The organism is Aeromonas molluscorum, assembly GCF_051376105.1.
GTDB lineage: Bacteria > Pseudomonadota > Gammaproteobacteria > Enterobacterales > Aeromonadaceae > Aeromonas > Aeromonas molluscorum.
Genome location: NZ_JBPQCY010000001.1, coordinates 309,286 through 330,463, shown reverse-complemented (window position 1 = coordinate 330,463; position 21,178 = coordinate 309,286). Strand labels below are relative to the sequence as shown.

The window sequence follows — 21,178 nt, the reverse complement described above, 5'->3', positions numbered from 1 at the left end:
GGCGTTAGTTTCCCTTCAGGTCTTGTTTGTTGACGTCCCAGCCGTAGTCGATGCTCTGCAGGGCGCGGGCAAAGGCTTGTTCCCGCTGCCGGGTGTTGGCCCCCAGAAACGGGCGGGCAGGGAGCTTTATCTCCCAGCGCTCTTTCACCGGTTCATCCTTGAGCTTCTTGATGAGCAGGCCGGCCTGGGCGTAGTTGAGGCTGCTGGTGATCCAGCCCAGTGAGGCCGAGCGGTATGAGCGCTTGCGCTTGCCCGGGCGTTTGAACCCCAACTCCCGCAGCTTGCGGGCCTGCGCCTTGGTAGCCGGCTTGTTCTTGCCGCCTTCACTGGGCGCAATGCGCCGCCGGCTGGCCGCGCTCACCTTGTAGGTGTGCCCCTTCTGGTGGGTGTTGGCGATAACCCCGGCGTGGGCACTCATGGTTTTGGCCTTTCTTAAAGCCCACTTCTGCCACGTCCTGGCGGGGAGCGTGGATCTCCAACAGTTTGGGCAGGCCGCGCAGCATCTTGCGCTTGCCCCGTTTGCGCGGAGCCCAGGCACTGCCGTTGGGGTCTTGCTGTTGGCGCACGTGACGGGCGGCCAGCTTCTTGAGCTCAGCCGCTGCCCGCCACACCAAGCGCTTGCGCTGCTTGGGTGACAGGGCCAGCAGCTTGAGCTGCTCCTGGGTGCGGCGACTATCCAGGGTGATACTGATCATGCTTAGGCCCTGACGCTGTGGTGGGCGGTGTTCCCCACATTCAGGTCAATCTGCTCGGCGACCCAGATGTCATAGGGGGCCACGTTCCAGCGCTTGCCGAGCCAGTTGATGGGACCTTGCGGGTGCTCCACCAGGCGCAGTGGTTCGGTAAAGGGGAGCTGGATCTCAAGGTCGGCCGTCTTCTCATCGTTGGGGGTGACGGCGTATTCGGGATCGGGCAGCGCAAACTGCTCGCGGACTGCGTCATGCTCCTGCACCCAGGCGGCGACAGTGGCCAGCACAATGGCGGGATCCAGCTCGCGAAACGGCAGTTGCTCGATGGTGAACACCGCTTGGTAGGTGAGCCAGGCCACATCCACCCCGGTGGGGCCCATGTTTTTGGGCTCCAGCCGGATGGTGCCGTTCTCCATCCAGCTATCCAGGGTGGGTGGCACTTGGCCGGCAGCACTCGCAGCAGCTCGCGTGGAGCGCTGCAGGAAATAGCCCTGGGCCTGCAGCTCGTCATGGTTGCTCATATCAGCGAGACCCCCGCCCGGTGCTTGCCCTTGATGCTGCGCACCAGTTGCTGACTCTCGGCCAGCAGCTGGGCGCGTTGGTCTGGGGATCGCTCGGCCTGGTTGTTTGCGGTGGCCCGCTCGGTGACGCTGGCGAACTCCGGCAGCAGCGCCGCCTTGGCGCGGGCAAACACCGCGGCCAGGTACTGCTCGGTCAGCGCATTGGTGCCGCCCTCCAGGCTGGGCCCGGGCACCTCGGCGGCGGTGGCGTAGCCCTTGCCCTGCAGCGCGGCTTGGTGGCTGGTGAGCTGCAGGTTGATTTCAGAGACGGCGGCCAGCAGGGCGGCGCCGGTGGTCTGGGCATCCAGGTCAGCAGGCAGGGCGCGGCGGCGCTCAAAATCGGCCACGGCCACATCTGGCCAAAACCCGTCATTGCGGATAGTGGCGGCGCTGTAGTCGACGTCCCCCTCTTGCCTGCAAACATGCCCCGCGTGCCTCGCTGGTTGGCGATGAAAGGGAGCACCCCTGTAGCCACGCAATTGCCGCTGGGTTAGCCATAGGCTGCTCATGGCATTCGCGCCGGGGTGCGGTGGCGCGGAGAGTCGGTTCGTTCCGGCGGTTTATGCCGGGTTAAGCGCCCGCAGGCGCATGGCAATCTTTTGGCGCAAGGTGCCGACCCCCACCTTGCGGTGCAGTGCATCGGCCTGGGCCAGCCAGTGATCTGCTTGCTCCAGGGTGGCGCTGTCGCCCACGGCACTGGGGCGGGGCTGGCCGTCGTGGTCACGCAGCAGCAAACAACCGGCGGCCTTGAACCACTTGGCGGTGAGTTGCTCGTTGAGGCGCCAGTCATTGCGCACCTTGTCGAATACCCGGGAGAACCAGGGCTCGACGGCATGGCCTTCGGCGGCTTGTTTCTCGGCCCACTCCAGCACGGTGTCGGCCACAAAGTGGGCCCAGTCGCGCTTGATGTTGTTGGGGGTACGCTGGCCCTGGGCAATGGCGAGATCCGCCCAGGCAATGCCTGAATCAAAATCCCCCACATCAAAGGCCCAGATGATGAGCCGCTGGAACAGCTCGTTCTGATAGGGCTGACCGGACTCGCCGACGGCGGCCAGATAGCGCTCCACATAGGGGCGATACTTGGGCATCAACTCATCGCGCTTCATGTTCACCCGGTCACCGATGCGGGCCAGCTTGCGCAGCCGTGACGATGTCCTGTTCCAGGGCAATCATCTGCAGGTGCAGGCTGTCCGCCACGGCGCCGGTGGCCATGCCCGAGCTGGCGGCTTGCGCCGCCCCCAACATGGCTTGGACGCGCTGTTTGTGACGTTGACCGGGTGAGCTCATGGCTTAGGCCTGTTGCGCTGTGGTGGGCGCCTCAGTGGGCTTGGCGGCGCCTATCTCGATGTCGGCCTCTTCAAAGCCGCCATAGGCCAGGTGCTCGCCCAGGGCATAGCCCTCCATGCGCCAGTACTGGTTATCGAAGCACTTGCGATCCTGGTTATCGTCGGCCTTGCGCTTGCGGGTGGCGCGCTGGGTGTAGATGTGCAGGTTATCCAGGGTGGTGACCACCATCCGCTTGCCTGGGAAGAAGGGCGGGATGTAGGCACGGCGCCCGGCGATGGACTCGGCCAGCTTCTGGGCGGCGATCTGCTCGCTTGGCTTGGTGGCTTCGCTGTAGAGCTTGGCCTGGGCGGCGGCAATCAAGTCGGTGCCGACCAGCACCACCAAGCGCGGGTCTTGGCGGAACAGCGGGTCGATGGTGGTGTTGATAAGATCAGATGCCATCTCGTCCAGGGTTTTGTAATCGCCCTGGCCGTCCGGGTCGAAGTGGATTTTCTTGCCCGCTTCGGCCTTGATGATTTGGCTGCCGTCGTTCCATTCGCGGGCGATCTGGTGCCACCCTTGTTGACGTCTTCACCCAGCGGGTTTTTCTCCGGGTCGGTGGTCTCGGCGGCTTCCACGCCGTTCCAGCCGACCCGCAGCATGTCGAGGGCGAATGCCTGTTGATGAACTCACCGACCAGGCGGATGAACTCGCCCTCGTTGCCGGCGTTGGCCCAGACGCACAGGGTGCCCATGTCGAGGGAGGCACAGGAGTCGGTCTCGCTCAGTTCGTAGGTGTTGCCATCCACGCCGATCTTGCCGTTGAAGCGGCCATTTTTCTTGCGGCCGGTGAACAGCTTGCCGATGCCGACTTGCACCACCTGGCCCTTGATCTGGTCCACGTCCAGACAGGTGATGAGACCGAGGAACTCGACAGAGGCGAGCAGGCGCGCGCAGGTCCGGTTTCCACCGGGCCGCTGACGCTGAACTGCTTGGCCAGCGCGTTGACGGGGATGCCATAGGCCTTGGCCAGTGCAGCACTGTATTTTTCAGGCGCTGACGGCCTGGACGGTTTTGGTCTGACTCACGGTCGCTCCTTAGCAAACGGTCGGTGGGGGTATCGTCACCGCCGAGGGCGTCCGGGCGCTGGCCGGCTTCTACGGAGAACTTTTCGATCTTGCCCGTTCAGCTCGCCGAACTTGTCGGTCAGACCGGTCAGGGTCTGCTCCAACTTGCTGAACTGCTCGGCGGTGATACCTGGCTTGTCGTCAACGGTGGCGGGCTCGGTGACCAGGGCGGTTTGCTGGTCGGTGGCCGGTTTGGCTTCCAGCTTGGCGCTGAAGGTTCGATCTGGGTGCCAAGGCCGGTGAGGGCCCCCAGCTTGTCGAACTGTTCTGGTTTCATTTCCTCATCCTCGGGGTGGCTGGGGGTAGGTTTGGGGATCGCAGGTTCACCATGGCTGGCCATAAAGTTGAAAAATTTGGCCATGAAGCCATCGGTCTTTTCGTGCTTGGGCAGTGTGAGCATGGAGAGATCCAGCGGCTCGCTGGTGCCGACGGTCTGGCCCTTGTTGCTGTTGCTGAACTTGAGGTGGTGGTGCCGGTGCTGGCAGGCTGGTCGGTGACGCCAAGGCCAATCAGGTAGGTGCGGCCCAGATCGGCGAATTGCTCGAAGGGCTCGATGGAGCAGAACTGGTACTGGCCGCTTTGGTTCCAGTAGACGAGATCCCGGTTGGGGCAGAGGACGGCGAACAGTTTGAGTTTGCCGTCTACCTCTTCGGTCTTGAGGGCCTGCACGGTGCCATAACTGGACCAGCGATCATGTTCCGGCCAGATGACGGCGGTGTAATAGCTCGGGTCGTAGGTCTCGGCCATATCGACCAGCCAGTCGCGGGTAATATCTCGCCCGTCCACCGCTTTGCCTTCGGTGGCGATACAGACAAAGCCAGTTCTCAAGGTTGATTCGTTCATGCCTGCTCCCAGTTGATGCGGGCTCAGGCTATCGGGTCGGCAAGGGGGAATCATCCGCTTGTGTTCAAGGCGATTCCGGATCCGGCGGAATATCCGAATTGCTCAGAACATCAGTGGGATAAGTGCGGGGAGGGGGCTGGCTATGATGGCGCCATCATTCAACTGATGGAGGCGCCGTGGCGTATCCCGAAGAGATCCGCAAGGCAGCAAAGGGACTCTACCTTAAACGATGGACACCCCAGGAGATCAAGGACGAACTGGGGCTAAACTCCTGCCGCATTGTCTACTATTGGGCCGAAAAGCTCGGCTGGCGAGATCTGCTGACTGACGAAGCGGTCGAGGATGCGATTGCCCGCCGGGTGCAGGTGCTGCTGCACCGTGAGAAGAAAACCCCGGGTGAGCAGGAGGAGCTGGATCGGCTTATCGGCCACCATGTCAGCCTCAAAGAGAAGGCCCTCAAGTGGGTCGAGCGCGAACAGGCGCTGAAGGCCAGGCGCGAGGCAGGGGAGGAGCCCGCGCCTGAGCGTGGGCAACGTGGTCGTGGCGGCCAGGATGGCAACAGCCGCAAGGGAAAGGGCGGCAAAAAGGGCAAGAACGAGGTCAGCCACCTGACAGAGGCCGACTTCAGCGAGTGGCTGGGCACCCTGTTTGGCTATCAGTTGCGGGTGCGGGAGGCCAAGAACGACCCGGCCTTGCCGCGTACCCGCAATATCCTGAAAAGCCGCCAGATTGGCATGACCTACTACTTCGCCGGTGAGGCGTTGGAGGATGCCATTCTGACTGGTGGCAATCAGATCTTTTTGTCCGCCACCCGCGCCCAGGCGGAGGTGTTTCGCTCCTACATCTGCAAGATTGCCCAGACCTTCCTTGGGCTCACTCTGACCGGTAACCCCATCGTCCTGTCGAACGGGGCCGAGCTGCACTTTTGTTCCACCAACTCCAACAGCGCGCAATCCCGCTCGGGCAACGTCTACATCGATGAGTATTTCTGGATCCCCAACTTCGAGAAGCTCTCCGATGTATCCAGCGCCATGGCGACCCAGAGCCATTGGCGCAAGACCTACTTCTCCACACCGTCGAGCAAGGTGCATGAGGCGTACCGGTTCTGGACAGGGGATCGCTGGAAGGGGCAACGCCCGAGCCGGGTGGCTATCGATTTTCCTGGCGAAGAGGAGATGCGCGATGGCGGTCGGGTTTGCCCTGACAGGCAGTGGCGCTATGTCATCACCATCGAGGATGCCATTCGTCTGGGCTGCAACCTCATAGACATCGAGGAGCTCAAAGACGAATACCCGGAGGAGGTGTTCGAGCGCCTCTATCTGTGCCGCTTTATCGACGATGCCCTGTCGGTGTTCAAGTTCCAGGATATGGAGCGGGCAGGGGTGGAGCCGTCCCGGTGGGAGGATTACAAGCCCGGGCGGCCTGATCCGTTCGGGCGCCGGGAGGTGTGGATGGGCTACGACCCGAGCCGCACCCGCGACAACGCCACCCTGGTGGTGGTCGCTCCGCCCACAGTGGCCGGTGAGCGGTTCCGGGTGCTGGAAAAGCACTACTGGCGCGGACTCAACTTCCAGTTTCAGGCCCAGGAGATAGAGCGCATCGCCAAGAAGTTTCGGGTCACCTATCTGGGGGTCGATGTGTCCGGCATCGGTGCTGGGGTTTATGACCTATTGAAGCCCGTCTTCAAAGGGGTGTGTCACCCCATCAACTACAGCATCGAGAGCAAGTCGCGGCTGGTACTCAAGATGATCGACGTGGTGGAGGCGAACCGCATCGAGTGGGACAGCTCGGACAGGGACATCCCGCTCGCCTTCCTCGCCATCAAACGCAGTACCACAGGCGGCGGTCAGATGACGTTTCGAGCCGCCCGCGACAACGTGACCGGACACGCCGACGTGTTCTTTGCCATCGCCCATGCCGTGGCCAACGAGCCACTCGATACCCACCGAAGACGCAAATCCACCTGGGCAACCAGCCAGGAGAAGAAGGCAGCATGACCAAACGAAAGCAACCGGCCCAGGTGGCCGCCTCATCCAACCGCGGCGCCGTGGCATTCAGCATGCCCGAAGCCATCGATCCCACGGCCTGGATGACCGATTACACCGGGGTGTTCTACAACCCCTATGGCGAGTATTACCAGCCACCCATCGAGCGCAAGGGGTTGGCCAAGGTGGCCCGGGCCAATGCCCACCACGGGGCCATCCTGATGGCGCGCCGCAACATGGTGGCAGGGCGCTTTACCAACCAGCGCGCCACCATCACGGCGTTTGTGCACAACTACCTGCAGTTTGGTGATGCAGGGCTGCTTAAAATTCGTAACGGCTTTGGCCAGGTGGTGGGGCTGCACCCGCTCTCGAGCGTCTACCTGCGCCGCCGGGAAGATGACTGCTTTGTCTACCTGCAGCAGGGCAAGCCGAACCTGATTTACCGGCCGGAAGAGGTGATCTGGCTGGCCCAGTACGACCCCGAGCAGCAGATTTACGGCATGCCCGATTACCTGGGGGGTCTGCAGTCGGCCCTGCTCAACCAGGATGCCACCCTGTTTCGGCGTAAATACTTCCTCAACGGCGCCCATATGGGCTTCATCTTCTACGCCACCGATCCGAACATGGATGATGACACCGAAGCCGAGATGAAGGAGATGATCGCCAACAGCAAGGGGGTGGGGAACTTCCGCTCCATGTTTGTGAATATTCCTGATGGCAAGCCGGACGGCATCAAGCTGATCCCGGTGGGGGACATCGCGACCAAGGATGAGTTTGCAGCCATCAAGGGGATCACCGCTCAGGACGTATTGACCAGCCACCGTTTTCCGGCGGCGCTGGCCGGTATCATCCCGACCAATGGCGGAGGCGGACTCGGAGACCCTGAAAAGTATGACGCCACCTATGCCCGCAACGAGGTGCTGCCGCTGTGTGAGCTTATCCAGGACGCCATCAACAGCGCGGGACTCCCTCGCTCCCTTATGGTCGATTTTCGGGAAACAATGGGCGTGACTGTATAAACAAACAGTGTTTGATATGGCAAAATAGTACGTTGATTTTGATGAGAAAGGGGACGTGATGCGGGTTTATTGCAAAGTGTGTGGCCAGCGGGGCCGCATAACCAAGACCAACAAGCTGAGCGATGATGTCTCCGATCTCTATTGCCAGTGCACCGATGCCGAGTGTGGCCACAGTTGGGTGGCCACCTTGTCATTTGCCCATACCTTAAGCCCCTCGGCCAAGACCACAAACCAACTGGTGTTAAGCCTGATGGGGTCGCTGACGCCAGAGGGGCGGCAGCTGATACTGAAAGGACTGGGGGCGCAATAGCGCCCCCAGTGTTATTTACAATTCATTCGATATCATCATCTTTTTCTCATGTGATCTTGTCACGACTTAACGATTAAAGCGTCTTCAGTTCCAGTGAGTGAAGTTAGCAGCTTATATTAGCTTGATGGATGTATTTTATATCCAAGGTTTTCAAGGCGCTCTTTTTCTTTTTGTAGGTCATTAAGAAGTTCATTAATGGTTTTTTGAGGGACTTTATGTTTTTTGAACACACCATCAATGATGAATAGTGATGAAGTTCCATGGGTTAATAAATGTCCGGTAGTGATGTAACCTGTTATAGAGGAATTTGGTTCAACCTTAGAACCTATGTCGATGCTGCATGATGGATAAAAAATTTCACCTTTTCCATCCGTACCTTCAATGCCATTGAAGATTGCCGGTTCGCCACCTACGTTTGATATAAATAATCTTGCGGACAAAAAATTCCCTACGCCATCTTTGTTCGGCTCAAACCCGTAGTTCATTCTAAACTTGAAGGTTGGTCTTTTGGAAATAAATTGGTAAACATTAAAACTAATGCTGAAAATTGCAATGATCGTCATTATTATTTTGTAAGTGTCCACGTGTTCTCCTTGTAAGCATAACGTTTAAGAAAGCAAGCCACCCAGCACGAGGACACTGTTATATTCATTGTGCCCCATTGTAAGAGATGGGACTTTTATCGATGCCTACATCGATGCGTATGGCGTTGAGTAGTGCAAGCGCATTTTCTCTAACTATTTCCCACTTATACTCAGCACCACCATTGGCGACAGTAAGCAAATTGTCTATCAGTGCGTCTTGTGCATCCATTACTGATTGTGGTGCGATCATGGCAAGGTAGCCGTATATTCTTAGGCGCTGTTCATTGAACTCATCGAAGCGCGCACCTGCTTCATTGGCTTGTAGTCTTCCAGATTCATAGGCATCCAATGAGGATAGGATTCTTGCTGTTACATCAATTACAGATCGATAGGTATGTAATTTATCGTTTTGAAAGCGGAGCGTTGTTTCTTTTATAACATCAAGTTCGCTCTTTGTTTTTTCAAGCGCAGATGCTAGTTGGTGCTTTTCACTTTCTAGGATTCGTTGTGCCCATAATTTTCCTAACCAAGTGGATAGGGCGAAAATAAATGCACCACCAGCACCAATTGAGGTAATCATTGCTGCTACAATTTTGAATGTGTCGTCCCAAGTCATTGTTGCCTTCTTTTATTTAATATGGCGGTAGTTCGATAGAAGGCGGTGTTGATTCGATAACAGAGCCTCCCGGGCAACACTCTTCCAGTGTCATGGCTAATACTAAAAAATTTATTTTAGAAGATAATATTATCAATTTATCTCTGTTGTCTAGATGTATTCACATGGCCTCCATTTTTGGAGAGACCTCTACCAATGTGCAAAAATACAGCCAAGAAGAGGTAATGGAAATCGCCCGGTACCGGATTTTTGCGGGGGTCTCTCATGCCTGCTGTTCCTGTGTCCACTCTGCAATTTTCGTTCTGGCATCCTCTTCACTGACTGTTGGAGGCAAGGCCATCAGTGGATGGGCGTACTCCCATACGCCGTCCTGGCTCACCAGCAGCATCTCCGATGCCCCGTTTTCAGGGTTGCGGCTCATGGCCAGCCCCAGCGGGTGCAGAATTTCGCTGTTGATGCGAACGATAAGGCCAAGCTCGCTGGCTTGATTCCAATTGATGTGCTTCATGATTATTCCTCTGCTTCTATATGTTGACGGTAGTCAGCCACTACTTGATGTAGCGATGGCTTGTACTGTGGATTGCGCTGGTCGGCGGCACCCGGGTTGGTTCGGTCAATGCGACTACCCGGTGCTATCCAGAGGGTGCGGCCTGTGTTGACACAGCGGATGGTGCCATCGACATCGATCACGACGGGGGTTAGACCTGGTACAGCGTGAACCTTGGTCAAGAGGCGGCCATCGGCAGAGGTGACCGGCACTGTGGGCCGGTTGACCTGAAACGGATCTGGAACCTCTTCACCGATTGTGGGCAGGTTCAGTTGTGCGGGCCGTGGATGACGACGGCGCAAGATGGAGCAGGCAATCAGTTGCTGATGGCCCTGCAGCATCTGCACCCAGGCGCTGATCTCATGAGGTGGCCATGCCAGCAGGCAGGTAATGCGATTATCCAGGGTACGGTACTCCGCCTTGCTGACAGCTGCTTGTCGGTGGTTCAAAAGTACTCCTCCCTCGTCAGTTCGTCGGCGCGCAACTCGGCGATCAGCTGATCCAGGCTGCGCAACAGTGGATCGGTGGCGTAGGTATCAGGTGCACCCCTGGCCTCAGCCGTGAGTATTTTCTCCAATGTCTGCGTGGCCAGCGGCAGATCTGCATCCGCTATGCTGTCAAACCACTCATCGATGCCGACTTTTCCGCAGAGTAGCCCCGCCCTGATATTGGCTTTCCAGTGAGTTTGCCGCTCTTGTTGGTTGGCGGCTTCTTCCCGTTGCCACTCCTGCTCTTGTCTGGCGCTCGCATCGCTGGACTTGCCCTCTTTGCTTGCCTGCAGCTGGCCGTTCTCAAGCCAAAGGGTGAAACCGTCTGTGCGAACGCTGGCGCCTGAAGCGCAAACGGTCGATCGAGAAGGGCGATAACCCCCATTGCTCTACCATCAACTGATCCGCGAACGCCGCAGGATCCGGCCGCGTACAGTTATTGTCAGAGCTCCAAGGAGCCGGGCTGTCGCCCGACTGAACACCTACACCCCAAGACGACCCCCCGGCGGCCTTGATGGCCTCATGGGTACCTGCGGTACAGGACTTCCCACCCTTGCAGGCGGGTCTTGATACCCAAACTGGCGGTGTGAAGTCCCATCAGGCGCTTGATGTCTTCGCCATAGCTGTTGGCCTGCTCCTCAATGAGGTGGGCCAGCTCGATGGGGTCTCGGCCCGGGTGGCCAGAGCGCCACCCATGGCGTGGAGGTAACAGCGAAAAATGCCGTTATCCGCGGCGTAGCGGGCCGCCTCAAAACGCGGGTCTTGCAGCACAGGCTTGGGTGGCCCCACCAGATCGGCATGCTTCTTGGCATTGCTGATGCGGCGCAGCTCGCGCCATACCCCGACCGGGGCACCGCCTATTTGCTGGAAAGTGCGAATCCCCACCAACTGGCCCAGGCAACGGCATGCAGTGGCCGCTTCATTTGCGGCGGTGCCAGCTTCTTCGTCGTCATCCAAATAGGCACCATCGATGTTCTTGGCAATGTATTTGGCGATATAGCCTGCGGCATCGCCTTTGGCTGGATCGATCTCCTCCCAGTCAAAGCGCGGAGTGAAGTCGGTATGGGTGGGGAGCCCCTTGGGATCACGTACCAACTCTGCACGGTCATGGCTCAAGGCATACCGCTGCAGAGTACTGATCACCCGCCATTTGTCGGCAGGGCGCATAAACAGCAGCAAGTGCCAGTGTGGGGTGCCGTCGTGGTGAGCTTCGCAAACGCGAAAGCCATAAACGGGGGCGTTACGCCCCGTTTGAGGGCGGCGTGGGTCAGGCTCCACAGCTTGGCCAGATGGCAGGTTTCCCGTGGGGTAGCCCCTGATATTTCTCATTTTCGAGTGTCTTTGCCGTTGTGCTTTTGTCTTCCAGGCATGGAAGCGGGAAGGGGCTGTCCAGGTGAAGAAGACGCCACATGGCCCTGCTCCTCGGCGTAAGTCATTGAACCCCCGCGCACGCACCATCATCTCGTTGCGGCGGTTGACTGGGTTGGCGTTGCTGGCCTCCCAGCAATCCTTCATCGAGACACCAGATCATGCTTGGTGTTCATCACCTCCGACTCGGCCAGCCAGCGCATCATGGCCCGTTTACGCTCGCGCACTACCTTCATGGTGGCGTTCGAACACATAAGCGGACACTCCTTTGCGCACCTTGCCGAGCAAGATATTGATGTGCTCCTGCAGACGGTCCCAGGTGCGGTTGATCCGCTTCTCCCACCACTTGGCCGAGAGCAGGCGCACCATCACGCTCAAGATCCAGTTATCACGCACCTCCTCGGTTTTGAACTCAGGCAGATTCCCAATGAGCTCACTGGTCGGCCGGTTGGCGGATAGCTTCCCAGGTGAGCAGCAGATCCGGCTCCTCGCCAGCTTTGATGCCTTGCTCGATGTGGCGCCAGATCGCGGCTGTCTGGTTGGCGAACAGGTGGGCGACACGCTTGCGCCCCTCTTCATCTCGCATGGTGTGCGGGTCGACCGGGATCGCCTGGATAAGGCCTCGCACCCACTCGGTACGCTCACGCAGCCAGATATTGGCGTTGCGGCAATTGCGGCTGGTGCCATCTTTGCGACGGCGCACGTACTGCTTGAACAAGGTCAGAGTGAGTAAGGGGGACAAACCATCGAGCAGTTGCACTGCCCACACCAGGTCATATTGACCGGGGGCGCCAATGAATGCGGCGTCAAGATTGACGCCGGGCAGGGAGTTGGAGAGGGTGTCGATACGTTGCCGCAGTGTCCGTTTGGACAGCGGCAGCTTTGCTATGGTGCGGGTCATTGGGGGAACGTTCCGGACAAATCTCTGATGTCGCGTGTGCAGCTAGTCACCGTGCTGGCGGCGTGACATTTCATCTTGCGGGCCGCCGCGCACTGGCGCAGTAGTAGTCTGATGCTGGCACGGGGGCGGGCAGGCAGTTGGCGCGTGTTGGCTAACTCCCGCTGATAGAAACGCAGCCGGGCTGCGTCTTCTCGATGGGTGTCTTGCCAGCGATGAAGCCGGTGAGACATCTCCTGCAGCAGTTGATGGCTCATCGTATGTGCGCCCCCTGGCCATGCAGTGGGGCACACTCTTGCCACCACTGCCCAATCTCCCGGGCCAGTGCAGTTTCTCCCTGGCCCAGGGCCAGCCAGTAGACAGAGCGCACGGCGCCGAGTGCCAGCAGCTCCCGGGAAATATCCCGACCTCCTCTGGCCTCACCACCGGCGGTGATGAACTCGCCCCGGGCAGCCAGCCAGTGGGTGGTCAGTTGGTTGTGAGCGGGGATCATTGCTGACCCCAGGTCTTCTTCATCCTCGTTACCGTCATCATCCAGCAGTGCCGCCGGGTTGCTGGTCGCAACCAGCTGGATCTGGATGTATTGCTGACCGGAATAGACGCCGCCCAGACTGATGCGGTTATCCTCTGCGTTGGCTGCGAACATGTCGGCCAGCAGCCCTTCGACCAGCTTGGGAGCTTGGCGAGCAATGGTGATGGCGTCGCTCATGGGCAGACCCTCCGATTCAGATGAACAAACAGCAGGTGCCAGCGTTGGTTGAGCAGGCCCTGAGCCCGCAAACCGGGGGCGCAGCTGTTGCGATAGGCATGCTTATGGCTTGCCCGGATGGCCAATCGTTTGGGCAATTCGACGATTTCAGCCGTCGCGGCCTGCTGGCTGATGGGATGAAAGATCTTGCTCATGCCACCCCCTCGACGATCAGCACTCTGCCGGAGCTGAGGTTTTCCAGGCGGGCATAGTGGCGCAGCCCACGCAGCCAGGTGGTGCCGCAGTTGTTGTATCCGCGGCTGACCAGGTAAGCGCTTGCCTCGGCGATGCTGGGCACGGTATGACGAGTCAAAATGGCGGCCATGGTCACGCCTCCTCTTGGACGGCGGTCGCCGGGGCTTGCCCAGTCAGCAGCCAATCGGTGTGCTGTTTGAACTCGGGGTGCTGAGCCATCAGCAAGAACAGGCCACCGCCAATCTCGCGGTATCCCAGCTCGTAGTTCTTGAGCGTGGTGGGCGGGATCCCCAACTGATCGGCAAACTTGGGGCGACTCAGAGCCAGCTGTTCCCGCAATTGGCGTAGACGCTTGGCGGCATGGTGGTTGAGCAAGTTGATCTGGGTTGGTTGTGCGTTCATGGTCAGGCTCCTTGATGAGTAGGGCAGGGATTGATACGGCTGAACAGAGAGACCCAAGCCAGCGCTGTGGGGCGCTCGGCGGCTGCAATCCAGTCAGGGTTTCGGGTCAGGCGGGCGCCATACCGGCCCGCCAGCTTGCGTTGTTGGATGCGAAGGTTGCGCAAGGCGCAGGGGATAGCTAAAGTTGTCATGTCGACTTCCTTGAGAGTTGTTGATACCGGCCCGCTTGGAGTTACCGCTCCTAATGCGGGCTTTTTTATTGCCCGATTGGCCGTGGCCTTGACTGGGTCATTTGGCTTGCGGCTATCACGACGCGTTTCATGCGCAGCCGGGCAGCCCGCTCTTTCTTCTCTTGCTCTATATCCCTTGTGGATCTGGTGGTTGGTGCCGGATGCCATCTCTTCTCATCGCAACCACAGCGAAACAGTGACTGGAACCCCAGCTCTTTCACCGCGGATCTGATGGCTTCCCGCTTTTCGTGGGGTAGGGCAGACAACGTCGCTGTCATCAGTTCGCCCCGTGGTTGGCGGGCAATGGTGCAGATGGCCACCTTCTTGGCGGTACTGATAGCGAGCCAGTCGGTGTCTAGGCTGGAGCTGGTTTTTCCAAACAATTCGCGCAGCAGCAGGCAACCCGCAGTGTTCATGGCGACCTGTTCATCCGGTGTCAGTCCTGCCAGGTTGCGTTGTTCATGGTCGATGGTGTTCATTGTGGTTCCCTCTCACATACTCATGGTTTGCAACAGGATGTCTGACGCGCAGGCCAGAGCAGGCACTGCCTGGAAACGGGCTTCGACGTCATGGATCAAGATGGCCAGCGAACCCATGGCCGAGGTGGCAACGCTCACCAGGGTGTTGCGCTCAGAGCGGGTGATCCGGCCCCGGTCGGTCAGCTCCAGCGCCCTCTGGCCAATGCTTGCGATCTTGGCGTTCAGGTCGATCGCCTGATGGGGCAGGGAAGGGGCCCGTTCTGCCTGGGGGATGGCAACGGCCGTTAAGCCACAACCAAACAGGGCGCCATCAAACAGAGTTTCATCGCCGTCACTCGCCTGGGTGATGGCAATCAGCTCGGCCACCGTCAGTTCGTGGGGCTGATCGGGGTTTAACTTGTTGCGCAGGAGCTGCGGGTTCATGCCGACCCGCTGGGCGATCTCGGCCATGTTGTGACTGGCCGCAAAGCGTTGGCAGGCGCTGATCCAATGCGGATGTTTGCTGGCGTATTCGGTAAACATGCGAGGTTCTCCTTGACCCGTTATGGTGTCTGCAGGTTCATGCGAGCGTCATGGTGACGTAGCGCTCGGCCTGATAACGGGCCTGTAGGAACAGGGCGTAAAGGTTGACCTCGCGAGGTGCGCCCGGACCGTCTTGCAAGATGGGCAATTGGCCACGGTCGGCGCGTTTTTTGATAGCCCCCAGGCTCATACTCTGGCGTTTGGCGTACTCCTCCAGGCTTTCGCTGACGCGATTGCCAAAGGGGTAATCAAGCGGCAACTGGCTCACGTCGCTGGGAATTCGGATGGGTTTGATTCGAATAGTCATGGTGAATCCTTCTCAGGGGTTCAAACACAAGGGGTTGGTTGTTGCAGGGTGCTGCGAGCCCCGGCCTTCAATTTGCCGCCGGTCAGCACCTCGATCTGGTAGGCACGGCCTTGGGGGATGGTTTCGTCCCACTTGCTGACAGCAACATGAGAAATACCCAGTGCCTTTGCCGTAGCAGTGATGCTGCCGAAATGTTCAATCACAATTTTCTTGTTCATGCTCTCACCGTAAAACATTAGTTTGCGTTTCGAGGCTGAATATAACCAAGGTTTCATTGATGATCAAACGAAAGTTTGCCTCTTTGTGTGTAACTTAGGTTTCATGCAAATAAACGATCGAATTTCGGCCCGTCGAAGAGCCCTGTCTTTGTCACAGGTAGCCTTAGCCAAGAAGATTGGCGTCACTGGCGTGGCTGTTGGTAAGTGGGAGTCCGGACTGAACCAGCCTAAAGGGCGCTATCTCAATGATTTAGCGGCAGCGCTGGGGGTCACTGTTGACTGGCTTTTGACTGGAGACGGGGAGGCGAGGGGACAGCTTGCACCGGAAGCGATGCCCGGATATCACAACGTCGAACCGGCCGTGATCCCGCAAGGAACACGTGTACCGGTGCTGAGCTATGTCCAGGCAGGTCACTGGCACGAGATGTGTGAACAGGCCACGGCCTTCGATGGCAACGTTGAGTATGTGACGGCGGGGGTCGATGTCGGCCCTTGTGGTTTCGGCCTCTGGTTGCGCGGTAATTCAATGGAGCCTTTCTTCAAGGAGGGCGACCTCATCATCGTTGACCCCGACGAGCCACCCCACCCAGGGGATTTCGTCGTGGCCAAGAATGGCAGCGAAGAAGCTACCTTCAAGAAGTACCGGCCCCGCGGTATCGATGAGAACGGACAAGAAGTATTTGAACTCGTCCCTCTCAATGACGACTACCCCTCCATGCACTCCGACCGGCAGCACATCCAGATCATCGGCGTGATGGTAGAACACAGATCATATAGAAAAAGACAAACAGGGCGCTGAATCTTTTTTCTGGTTTGGTAATTACTATTTCAGTATGTTGAGAACATCAACTGATAGGGCACTATATGACTAATCAAATTTCAGATTTAGAAGCACAAATAAACTCTGCTCGTATGCATGTACATACGGATTCATACCCAATGTCAATTGGGGAGTTGATTAATCTATATGATGAAAATGAGTTAGATATACACCCAGAGTTTCAGCGTGTTTATCGTTGGTCTGATGAACAAAAAAGTAAGCTAATCGAGTCCATATTGTTAGGTATTCCTCTACCATCAATATTTGTTGCACAGCGTAAGGATGGTGTCTGGGATGTTGTTGATGGGTTGCAACGAATCTCAACAATCTTATCATTTATGGGGAAGCTTAAAGATGAGAATAATCAGCTGATACTGCCATTAAGATTGCAAGCAACTAAGTATTTACCTGCCTTAGAGGGCAAAGTCTGGGAAGATAGACACCACCCAGAAAATGAAATAGATGTCGATATAAAACGAGTTTTTAAACGTGAAAAGCTAGACATAAAAATCATTAAGCGTGAAAGTGAAGGTGATACCAAGTTTGAGTTATTTCAAAGATTGAATACTGGTGGTTCTAAACTATCTGATCAAGAAGTTAGAAATTGCATGCTATTGATGTTGAATGAAAATGCATATCGGTGGTTGAAGAATCTTGCCTTGGATAATAACTTTTTAAATTCAATGCCAATTTCTGAAAAACAACAGGAAGAGTGCTATGCACAAGAGTTGGCATTGCGTTTTTTGGTTCAACGCAACACTGATGCGAGAATAATAAGAGAGCATACTGATGTTGCGCCATATTTAAATGCTGAACTAACTCGACTATTCAAAGAAGATAGTGGTTTTGATTATGAAAAGGAAGAGGAGTTATTTAAGGCTACGTTTAGATTAGCGTATAAAGCGTTGGAAGATGATGCATTCAAAAAATATAACCATGAAAAATCACGGTATGAAGGTGCTATATCACTTCCTGTTTTCGAAGCTTTGACACCAGCAATTTCAAGCATCATTGATAGCGCAGCATATAGTGAAGATCACATCGTAAATTTAATAGTTGCACAGACAAAGGTATTGACTGAACATGCTAAATTTACTTCTACTCTAGATAAGAGAGTTCGACCTCTAGATAGAATGAGTGCAATGGCTGAACTCGGTAAGGAAATATTTAAGTGAAAGTGAGGTCTGCCGGTGAGCTGGAAGAAAAACTTGATGAGGATTTAGTTTGGCGGAAGCGTGAATTCACAACGCTGAAATTAATGATTAACTCATCGAGAAATCATGAAAAACAAGTTCTACTAAGGGCCGCAATCGCACTTTTATATTCCCATTGGGAAGGTCATATAAAGTTTTGTGCTCAAACATATATTTGTTATCTGAATGCATTGGGCCTTAGTTACCATACAATGACCGATAACTTTCTTCAGCTGAGCTTGGGTGAGAGGTTTGGAACTGGTTTTTCGATTAAAAAATTCCCATCGCAAAGAGATGTCTTTGAATATATTAAAAAAGAGCAAAGAGAGAGTTTTTCTATCAATGCGGATATCGTTATTGATACTCAGTCGAATTTAAAGTACGAGGTTATTTTTAACATACTTGAGCAACTTGGATTAAATTCTTCAGCTTTTGAGCTGAAAGAAAATTTCATTAACTCAAGGTTGTTAAAATGTCGAAATCAAATTGCTCATGGTGACCGCTGTAATCAGCGGGAGCTTGAAGAAACATATGAAGAACTTGAAAATGAACTATTAAGTATGATTATGATTTTTCATAATATGATAAGAAATGCCGTAGTCAATAAAGAATATCTCAAAAAACCCCTCGAATGAGGGGTTTTACTATAATGGAATCTCTTTAACTGCACTTACAGTCAAATGCCTCAACCGAATTCGTGTATTTAAAAATTCGTTTGTAGACTCAGATTTTAGAGTCGTTAATAAGCGCTCACAATCAAGAAGGCTTTTGCTTTTTGGTTGAATAACAATCATATGATTTTCAACGGCAACGGATTCATTTAAATTGATGATTGTTGCGGATGCTCGATGCTTATCAGAGGGACTAGATGTTCTTTTTACAACCACGATCGGCGGTGAAAAAACTCTTCCAGAAAAACGTCTAGACTCGGTCTTTTGTGTCACTACAGACCATGCAGGTGAGTTTTTAATGTGAAAGTATGGGTACTCTTCGCCGTCTTCGGGATCTCTATAAGCGACTAGCGGGCCAACACAGACATCATATAAATCTGATAGTTGATCATATTTATCAAATGTTGGAAGCCAGTTTATATTTTTCCCTGATCTGGTTTTTAATAAACCGGAAACCACAAAGACATCGACGTCTGTTTTAGCATTAAAACGCCCCCATACATGACATTTACCAGTAATATTATCATCTACAAAATCTCGAAAGCCTGTATATCGGCTACCTGATCGTAATACATCTGGCAAGATTGCACTAAGACAACACGTTTGTGGGAGAATTCGAAGATATCTATCAAAAACAATACCGGCGGCGTTTACCTTGCCATCTTTCCAGTAATTAGTTCTTGGCGATTGCCAAATAGTGAACGGTGGGTTCATAACTGCATGGGTCACTGCAATTAACTCAGCGCTCGTCACTTCCAATGCATCCTGGACACGGATGTTTGATAATAGACCCATTGCAACATCGATACTGCAATCGTTTTTTGCGCCACGAGTAATAGCCTCAACGATTAGTCTTAATTTTGCTGCATCAATGAACGATGGATATAAATCAAATCCCCATAAAATCTTACCCCACCTTTCTAGAGTGCTGAACAAAGAATCATCAACATTTAATAGTCGTGAGCACTCAATAAGGAGATTGCCCGCACCACACGTTGGGTCGAGTATCACAGAGGTTTGGGTAATGGGATTGAGCAAAGAACTGACAGTATTCTTGGCTAAATCCTGACCGGTGAAGAAACAGCCAGCCTCTTTCATCTCTTCAATCGATAGGCACTCTCGTAGCACCATATCAAATGTATCTAGATCAATGGCTTGACTTAGGGACTGCTTGTCTGAGCACGCGATCAAGTCTCTAAGTGATTCATTATGTTTAGCTAGCTGGATCATATTGGAAAACTACGGGGAAAACTGGCGGTAGGATAACATAAAAATTCATTGGAAAATTGGGTTTGCATATCTCGTCCTCAAACACCCTCATACAACCATGGTTACTGTATATAATAACAGTATTTTGGCTGAAAGACTATGACACTCGAGCTTTGCGCTGGCTTCGAACAATGAAGAAGGGTGGGGAGACCTCACTCTCAATTCCATGTAGCTAATGTGTAAGCCGATACTGCCTCGGTCTCGTTAACTCCCCTGACCCATGTATACCTCAACCCCAGTTAAACAATGCTAATCAGTATCGAATGCTGTATAAAAAAACAGTACTTGATGGGGGTAATGAAAATGAAAGTGCAGGAGTTGGGAGCGGTGCCGAAGTGTGGGCCGAGGGGATGGGTGAGTGCCTTCCTATATAAGGAGGGACGATGAGCATCAAGTCCACACCCGAGGGTTACCTGGTCGATATCCGACCGCAGGGGAGGGAGGGCAAGCGGATCCGCAAGCGCTTCAAGACCAAGTCCGAGGCCCAGCAGTTTGAACGCTGGGTGATCGCCACTGAACATAATAAAGAGTGGGTTGATCGCCCGGCAGACAACAGGCCGCTCTCCGAACTTATCGAACTCTGGTGGCGCTACCATGGCCAGACCCTAAAAGCAGGGGAGGCGGTACGCAAGAAACTCCACAATATAGATACAGCATTGCGCCATCCGTTGGCACGGCAGGTAACCCGAGCGCTGTTCTCCGAGTATCGGGCGCAGCGGCTGCATGTTGGCCGTCAGCCCAAGACGGTCAACCGTGAGCAAGAGATGCTGGGTGGGGTGTTCTCGGTACTCATTGATCTCGGCCATTATCACCATGAGCATCCGCTCAAAGAGATGAAGAAGGTCAAGCTGGTTGAGCGGTCGATGGGCTATCTTACCCAGGAAGAGATCGGCGACGTGCTGGCCGCGTTATCGGGAGATAACCTGAAGGTGGTCAAACTCTGCCTGGCCACGGGGGCGCGTTGGAGTGAAGCGGCCAATCTGCGCCGCGAGGATGTGTTGGCCGGTCGAGTGACCTACATCAACACCAAGAATGGCAAGAACCGCACGGTGCCGATCTCTGCCGAACTGAGCAAAGAGATAACGAATGGGGTTAATCGGGGCCCGCTGTTCCGTGACCTCGACTATATGTTGGTGCGTGAGGTGATCAAGTCAGTAGCGCCGGATCTGCCAGCAGGGCAGGCGGTGCATGTGTTTCGGCACACTTTTGCATCACATTTCATGATGTCGGGGGGAAACATCCTTGCACTGCAAAAAATTTTGGGTCATCACAACATTCAGCAGACCATGACCTATGCTCACTTCGCACCGGACTACCTGAGCGATGCTGTGCGCTTCAACCCGCTGGAAAATCCGCTGCCCACCACATGACAAAATGTCCACAAATTGCCCCAAACAGGGTCATCTTGGGTGACCAAGCGTCACCCCCTGTAGTACCCAACTCATTGATATATATCTAAGTTATTGTTTTTGTTGGGTATATGAAGGCGGCTCAGGCCTCCTTTTTTGTTGCTGTTTTATCTGTTAAGACCGGTTTTCGGTGTGCACTATGGGATATATCCCCAGAGGGGCAGGGGATGGGTACCTTGTTGCTCAACGGTCGGAGGCGAGTGTGCCTGTCGTTGAGGAGTATGCAGAGCCGTTAATTCGAAAGCGCTTGAATTGACGGAGAGATAACGCTTGTCTGACAGGCTTATACTACTAACGTCATCCGTCATCCGTCATCCGTCATCCGTCATCCGTCACATGCTTTGCCATTAATTTTTATCATATTGATTTAAAAGTATATTTAATAATTCCCTCCCTCGAATATGGCCTGCCGACCT

32 protein-coding genes and 1 pseudogene are annotated in these 21,178 nt (G+C 55.0%); 7 read left to right on the top strand and 26 right to left on the bottom strand.

From position 1 onward, the window contains the following. Positions 1-4 precede the first annotated feature (4 nt). From ACSMDR_RS01500 to ACSMDR_RS01465, 8 genes and pseudogenes are all read right to left on the bottom strand, one after another. The gene (locus ACSMDR_RS01500) at positions 5-418 is read right to left on the bottom strand and encodes a hypothetical protein (protein ID WP_436466792.1); all 414 of its coding nucleotides are present in this window, start codon (positions 416-418) and stop codon (positions 5-7) included. Next, complete coding sequence (locus ACSMDR_RS01495) at positions 324-695, bottom strand: phage virion morphogenesis protein (RefSeq protein ID WP_436466791.1); 372 nt, start codon at positions 693-695, stop codon at positions 324-326. The genes ACSMDR_RS01500 and ACSMDR_RS01495 overlap by 95 nt, the downstream gene beginning before the upstream one ends. Positions 696-697: 2 nt before the next feature. Beyond that, positions 698-1,210: a phage tail protein gene (locus ACSMDR_RS01490; protein ID WP_436466790.1), complete on the bottom strand. Its 513-nt coding sequence runs from the start codon at positions 1,208-1,210 to the stop codon at positions 698-700. Beyond that, complete coding sequence (locus ACSMDR_RS01485) at positions 1,207-1,596, bottom strand: head completion/stabilization protein (RefSeq protein ID WP_436466789.1); 390 nt, start codon at positions 1,594-1,596, stop codon at positions 1,207-1,209. The genes ACSMDR_RS01490 and ACSMDR_RS01485 overlap by 4 nt, the downstream gene beginning before the upstream one ends. A gap of 213 nt (positions 1,597-1,809) precedes the next feature. Next, positions 1,810-2,355, bottom strand: a complete 546-nt coding sequence (gene gpM, locus ACSMDR_RS01480) for a phage terminase small subunit (RefSeq protein ID WP_436468170.1) — start codon at positions 2,353-2,355, stop codon at positions 1,810-1,812. Positions 2,356-2,365: 10 nt separating this feature from the next. After that, complete coding sequence (locus tag ACSMDR_RS01475; RefSeq protein WP_436466788.1) at positions 2,366-2,536, bottom strand: hypothetical protein; 171 nt, start codon at positions 2,534-2,536, stop codon at positions 2,366-2,368. 3 nt (positions 2,537-2,539) lie between these two features. Continuing rightward, positions 2,540-3,602, bottom strand: a pseudogene (locus tag ACSMDR_RS01470) (phage major capsid protein, P2 family). Positions 3,603-3,914: 312 nt separating this feature from the next. Next, entirely contained in the window at positions 3,915-4,484 is a 570-nt protein-coding gene (locus tag ACSMDR_RS01465) for a GPO family capsid scaffolding protein (RefSeq protein ID WP_436466787.1), read from the bottom strand. A 176-nt stretch (positions 4,485-4,660) separates the two neighbouring features. Between ACSMDR_RS01465 and ACSMDR_RS01460 the strand changes: the two genes are divergently transcribed. From ACSMDR_RS01460 to ACSMDR_RS01450, 3 genes are read left to right on the top strand one after another with little or no spacing between them, the layout of a single operon-like run. Further along, positions 4,661-6,481 (top strand): terminase large subunit domain-containing protein, encoded by a 1,821-nt coding sequence (locus ACSMDR_RS01460; protein ID WP_436466786.1) that lies wholly within the window; start codon positions 4,661-4,663, stop codon positions 6,479-6,481. After that, entirely contained in the window at positions 6,478-7,488 is a 1,011-nt protein-coding gene (locus tag ACSMDR_RS01455) for a phage portal protein (RefSeq protein WP_436466785.1), read from the top strand. Before ACSMDR_RS01460 ends, ACSMDR_RS01455 begins: the two co-directional genes overlap by 4 nt. A 58-nt stretch (positions 7,489-7,546) precedes the next feature. Continuing rightward, a complete protein-coding gene (locus tag ACSMDR_RS01450) occupies positions 7,547-7,798 on the top strand; it encodes an Ogr/Delta-like zinc finger protein (RefSeq protein ID WP_436466784.1) in 252 nt (83 codons plus the stop codon). A gap of 116 nt (positions 7,799-7,914) precedes the next feature. On the opposite strand, the gene ACSMDR_RS01445 is transcribed toward ACSMDR_RS01450, so the two are convergent. From ACSMDR_RS01445 to ACSMDR_RS01365, 17 genes are all read right to left on the bottom strand, one after another. After that, positions 7,915-8,382, bottom strand: coding sequence for a hypothetical protein (locus tag ACSMDR_RS01445; RefSeq protein ID WP_436466783.1), 468 nt, complete (start codon positions 8,380-8,382; stop codon positions 7,915-7,917). A 64-nt stretch (positions 8,383-8,446) separates the two neighbouring features. Beyond that, positions 8,447-8,998, bottom strand: coding sequence for a hypothetical protein (locus ACSMDR_RS01440; RefSeq protein WP_436466782.1), 552 nt, complete (start codon positions 8,996-8,998; stop codon positions 8,447-8,449). A 262-nt stretch (positions 8,999-9,260) separates the two neighbouring features. Further along, a complete protein-coding gene (locus tag ACSMDR_RS01435) occupies positions 9,261-9,506 on the bottom strand; it encodes a DUF7415 domain-containing protein (protein WP_436466781.1) in 246 nt (81 codons plus the stop codon). A 2-nt stretch (positions 9,507-9,508) separates the two neighbouring features. Beyond that, complete coding sequence (locus ACSMDR_RS01430; RefSeq protein WP_436466780.1) at positions 9,509-9,994, bottom strand: hypothetical protein; 486 nt, start codon at positions 9,992-9,994, stop codon at positions 9,509-9,511. After that, the gene (locus ACSMDR_RS01425) at positions 9,991-10,122 is read right to left on the bottom strand and encodes a hypothetical protein (RefSeq protein ID WP_436466779.1); all 132 of its coding nucleotides are present in this window, start codon (positions 10,120-10,122) and stop codon (positions 9,991-9,993) included. Before ACSMDR_RS01425 ends, ACSMDR_RS01430 begins: the two co-directional genes overlap by 4 nt. A 508-nt stretch (positions 10,123-10,630) precedes the next feature. Beyond that, on the bottom strand, positions 10,631-11,494 hold the full coding sequence (locus ACSMDR_RS01420) for a replication endonuclease (RefSeq protein ID WP_436468169.1): 864 nt from the start codon (positions 11,492-11,494) through the stop codon (positions 10,631-10,633). Between the two features lie 120 nt (positions 11,495-11,614). Further along, on the bottom strand, positions 11,615-11,797 hold the full coding sequence (locus ACSMDR_RS01415; RefSeq protein ID WP_436466778.1) for a hypothetical protein: 183 nt from the start codon (positions 11,795-11,797) through the stop codon (positions 11,615-11,617). A 37-nt stretch (positions 11,798-11,834) separates the two neighbouring features. Next, positions 11,835-12,302 (bottom strand): hypothetical protein, encoded by a 468-nt coding sequence (locus tag ACSMDR_RS01410; protein ID WP_436466776.1) that lies wholly within the window; start codon positions 12,300-12,302, stop codon positions 11,835-11,837. A 250-nt stretch (positions 12,303-12,552) separates the two neighbouring features. Further along, the gene (locus ACSMDR_RS01405; protein WP_436466775.1) at positions 12,553-13,008 is read right to left on the bottom strand and encodes a hypothetical protein; all 456 of its coding nucleotides are present in this window, start codon (positions 13,006-13,008) and stop codon (positions 12,553-12,555) included. Next, complete coding sequence (locus ACSMDR_RS01400) at positions 13,005-13,202, bottom strand: hypothetical protein (protein ID WP_259269683.1); 198 nt, start codon at positions 13,200-13,202, stop codon at positions 13,005-13,007. Before ACSMDR_RS01400 ends, ACSMDR_RS01405 begins: the two co-directional genes overlap by 4 nt. Continuing rightward, positions 13,199-13,372 (bottom strand): hypothetical protein, encoded by a 174-nt coding sequence (locus tag ACSMDR_RS01395; RefSeq protein ID WP_436466774.1) that lies wholly within the window; start codon positions 13,370-13,372, stop codon positions 13,199-13,201. Before ACSMDR_RS01395 ends, ACSMDR_RS01400 begins: the two co-directional genes overlap by 4 nt. Before the next feature lie 2 nt (positions 13,373-13,374). Further along, positions 13,375-13,644 (bottom strand): helix-turn-helix domain-containing protein, encoded by a 270-nt coding sequence (locus tag ACSMDR_RS01390; RefSeq protein WP_436466773.1) that lies wholly within the window; start codon positions 13,642-13,644, stop codon positions 13,375-13,377. Positions 13,645-13,646: 2 nt separating this feature from the next. After that, positions 13,647-13,835, bottom strand: coding sequence for a hypothetical protein (locus ACSMDR_RS01385; RefSeq protein WP_436466772.1), 189 nt, complete (start codon positions 13,833-13,835; stop codon positions 13,647-13,649). Positions 13,836-13,900: 65 nt separating this feature from the next. After that, entirely contained in the window at positions 13,901-14,353 is a 453-nt protein-coding gene (locus ACSMDR_RS01380; protein ID WP_436466771.1) for a hypothetical protein, read from the bottom strand. A 12-nt stretch (positions 14,354-14,365) separates the two neighbouring features. Beyond that, on the bottom strand, positions 14,366-14,875 hold the full coding sequence (locus ACSMDR_RS01375; RefSeq protein WP_436466770.1) for a phage regulatory CII family protein: 510 nt from the start codon (positions 14,873-14,875) through the stop codon (positions 14,366-14,368). 37 nt (positions 14,876-14,912) lie between these two features. Then, positions 14,913-15,182: a DNA-binding protein gene (locus ACSMDR_RS01370; protein WP_259269677.1), complete on the bottom strand. Its 270-nt coding sequence runs from the start codon at positions 15,180-15,182 to the stop codon at positions 14,913-14,915. Positions 15,183-15,202: 20 nt separating this feature from the next. Beyond that, the gene (locus ACSMDR_RS01365) at positions 15,203-15,400 is read right to left on the bottom strand and encodes a Cro/CI family transcriptional regulator (protein WP_259269676.1); all 198 of its coding nucleotides are present in this window, start codon (positions 15,398-15,400) and stop codon (positions 15,203-15,205) included. Positions 15,401-15,503: 103 nt separating this feature from the next. Here ACSMDR_RS01365 and ACSMDR_RS01360 point away from each other — a divergent pair, with 103 nt between their 5' ends. The 3 genes from ACSMDR_RS01360 (at position 15,504) to ACSMDR_RS01350 (ending at position 18,048) form a co-directional block, all read left to right on the top strand. Further along, on the top strand, positions 15,504-16,199 hold the full coding sequence (locus tag ACSMDR_RS01360; RefSeq protein ID WP_259269675.1) for a LexA family protein: 696 nt from the start codon (positions 15,504-15,506) through the stop codon (positions 16,197-16,199). A 65-nt stretch (positions 16,200-16,264) separates the two neighbouring features. Next, the gene (locus ACSMDR_RS01355; protein WP_436466769.1) at positions 16,265-17,395 is read left to right on the top strand and encodes a GmrSD restriction endonuclease domain-containing protein; all 1,131 of its coding nucleotides are present in this window, start codon (positions 16,265-16,267) and stop codon (positions 17,393-17,395) included. Beyond that, positions 17,392-18,048: an MAE_28990/MAE_18760 family HEPN-like nuclease gene (locus tag ACSMDR_RS01350; RefSeq protein ID WP_436466768.1), complete on the top strand. Its 657-nt coding sequence runs from the start codon at positions 17,392-17,394 to the stop codon at positions 18,046-18,048. Before ACSMDR_RS01355 ends, ACSMDR_RS01350 begins: the two co-directional genes overlap by 4 nt. Positions 18,049-18,057: 9 nt before the next feature. On the opposite strand, the gene ACSMDR_RS01345 is transcribed toward ACSMDR_RS01350, so the two are convergent. Continuing rightward, a complete protein-coding gene (locus tag ACSMDR_RS01345) occupies positions 18,058-19,182 on the bottom strand; it encodes an N-6 DNA methylase (RefSeq protein ID WP_436466767.1) in 1,125 nt (374 codons plus the stop codon). A gap of 554 nt (positions 19,183-19,736) precedes the next feature. Between ACSMDR_RS01345 and ACSMDR_RS01340 the strand changes: the two genes are divergently transcribed. Continuing rightward, on the top strand, positions 19,737-20,723 hold the full coding sequence (locus ACSMDR_RS01340; protein ID WP_436466766.1) for a phage integrase: 987 nt from the start codon (positions 19,737-19,739) through the stop codon (positions 20,721-20,723). Positions 20,724-21,178: the final 455 nt, after the last annotated feature.